The following is a 2,719-nucleotide window of genomic DNA, read 5'->3' as shown; positions in this document are numbered from 1 at the left end:
GACCTGCTGCACGCTGCCGACGATCTGGCCCATGGTCGCGCCGGCCTGGTCGACCTGGCGGGTACCGGCGGCGACGGTGTCCACCGAGGCCTCGATCAGGCCCTTGATCTGCCGCGCGGCATCGGCGCTGCGCTGGGCCAACAGGCGTACTTCGCTGGCCACCACCGCGAAGCTGCGGCCCTGCTCGCCGGCACGCGCCGCTTCCACGGCGGCATTGAGGGCGAGGATGTTGGTCTGGAAGGCGATCCCGTCGATGACGCTGGTGATGTCGGCGATGCGATGGGAGGCCTGGGCGATCTCACGCATGCTGACCACCACCTGCGCTACCGATGCCCCGCCCTGTTGGGCGATACCCGTCGCCTGCAATGCCAGCTGGTTGGCCTGCTGGGCGGCATCGGCGTTCTGGCGCACGGTGGCGGTGAGTTCCTCCATCGACGAGGCGGTCTCTTCCAGATGCGCGGCCTGGCGCTCGGTGCGCCCGGCCAGCTCCTGGTTGCCGGCGACGATTTCTCCCGCCGCACCGTTGATGGCCTGCGAGGCCTGCTGGATGCGCGCGACGATATCGGTGAGCTGCTGCACGGTGGCATTGGCGTCGTCGCGCATGTGCGCGAACACGCCCTGAAACTCCCCCTGCATACGCACCCGCAGATCACCCTGGGCCAGCGCCGACAGCAGCACCTGCAACGCCGACAGGTTGCCCTGGAAGGTATCCAACAGGCGGTTGATGCTGACCGCCAGGGTCAGCAGGAAGCCCTGCTTACCGTCGGTTTGGATGCGGCCATGCAGCTGGCCCTGCGCGGCCGCGTCGACCAGCGCGGCCACTTCGGTTTCCACCGTGGTTTCCAGGGCGCGGCTGCGCCACTCCACCGCCGCACCCAACAGCTGTCCGCCGTCGATGATCGGGGTGACCACCAGCTGGTAGCGGGTGCCGGCATGTTCGATCTCATGCTGGGTGGAGGCGGTGCCGTGCAGTTCGGCGTGGATGCGGGTGAACACCGGATGCAGCGTCTGCGCCGGTTGCCCGCGCCACTGCCCTTCCGGCACTGCCAGTTCCACCAGCAGCGCATGATTGAGCAGGCTGATCCGGCCGTCCGGATCGAGCACCATCACCCCGGTCTGCGCGCTGTCCAGCGCCTGTCGCGCCCGCGCGTTGTCGCGTGCGGTGGCGCGCTCGGCCTCGATCCGCTCGCGCAGACGCTGCTGCATGTGCACCAGCCGCTGGGCCAGCTGGCCGATCTCATCATGCGGGTTGTGGACGGTCAGCACCGTGTCCAGGCGGTCTTCGGCGATGGCTTCGGCAAAACGCAGGGTGTCGGCGATCGGGCGGCGCACCGCGCGCAGCACCAACAGCAGGCTGCCGATCAGCACCGTCGCAACCAGGGCCAGGGTGCTGCCGAACAGCAGCGTCATCGCGTGGGCCTGCGATTGCTGGCGGCCACGTGCGACGTCCAGTACCGCACCCTGCGCGCGCGCCAGCTGTTGCAGCGCTGGCGCGATCTGCGCGGCGGTATCGGTCAACGCGGCGGCCTCGACATCCAGGCCGACGCGGGCGGCCGTGTAGGCGAGCAAGGCGCCCTGATAGGCGTCCATGCCGCTGCGCAGGGCGTCCTGCGTGGCAGCGGGCAGGGCGGATGCGGACAGCGCCAGCTCGAACGGCAGCTTGGTTTCGCTGGCACGGTCGGCATGCGCCGAATCGCCGGTGAGCAACAGCAGGGCCTCCTCGCGGCGCATCGCCTGCCAGTGCGCGGTCAGCGCCGCTGGGGCGGTGTCGCCCAACAGCGTGCTCACCGCGTCGGCGCTGGCATCCAGCTGCGCGCGCAGGCCGGCCTCGCCACGGCCCATCTCGTCGGCCCGCGCGTTCAATGCGGTGATGCCGTCGGCGAACGCATGCGCGCGCTCAGCGAGCGTGCGCAGGGCCGTGGCGGTGCCCGCATCGTGGGGATCGCGCTGCAATTTCGCCAACGACTGCTGCAACTGCTGCTGGGCCTGCTGCAATGCGTGGCGGTCGGCATCATCGAAGGTGGTGGCATAGCGGGTCTGCAGCCGACGGGCGTCGGCTACTTCCGTGGCCAACGCAGCCGCCAGCGCCGCATCCTGCTGGTGCGCGGCAAAGGTCGACGCGGCGCGCTCGCTGTTGTGGCCGGTCCACGCATAGACCAGTGCCACCACCAGCAGACCGCTGCCGCAGATCACCAGCGCGGCCTTGAGTTTGCGTGCGACACTGAGCCTGCGCAGAGACGCGATACCGCGTGCGAAGCGATGGAATGGGGGCCGTTGGCCCAGGCGGGCAAGCGACGCAGACAGGCGGTGGGGGACGACCGACATCACGCACTCCAGGCAGAAGGACGCATCGGTATCGGCCGGAGTTGCGTGGACTTTAGGCCTTTCTATCCAACCGCCCACGCACGCGATGGGGTGCGCCCGTTGTAACCGGCGCAGACGACGGCAAGATGACCGCAGGCGGACAATCGGCGCGCTTGACCTCAACCGCGGTTGAGCCGCCACAGTGGCGGCACCCCTACCCCGATGGCCGACCGATGGACCTGCACACCCGCAACGCCTACCTGGCCCGGCTGGGCCTGGCCGCCCCGCCGCCGCCCACCCWGGCCACCCTCGCCCTGCTGCAGGCCCGGCACAACGCCACATTCCCGTTCGAGACCCTGACCACGCTGCTGCGCGATGCCGTGGCCATCGATCTGCCCAGCGTGCAGCACAAGCT

At 69.8% G+C, this 2,719-nt stretch carries 1 protein-coding gene and 1 pseudogene; one reads left to right on the top strand and one right to left on the bottom strand.

The window, feature by feature from the left end; translation table 11 throughout:
- Nucleotides 1-2,328: methyl-accepting chemotaxis protein (locus ACXJKH_RS18285; protein WP_457321469.1), on the bottom strand; the 2,328-nt coding region annotated here is incomplete at its 3' end.
- Between the two features lie 209 nt (nucleotides 2,329-2,537).
- Between ACXJKH_RS18285 and ACXJKH_RS18280 the strand changes: the two are divergent.
- Nucleotides 2,538-2,719 (top strand): annotated as a pseudogene (locus ACXJKH_RS18280) (arylamine N-acetyltransferase family protein); the annotation flags it as partial.

Source organism: Stenotrophomonas sp. P5_B8, from assembly GCF_054049855.1.
The sequence above is the reverse complement of the archived record's forward strand: the minus strand, read 5'-3'. Positions and strand labels throughout refer to the sequence as shown.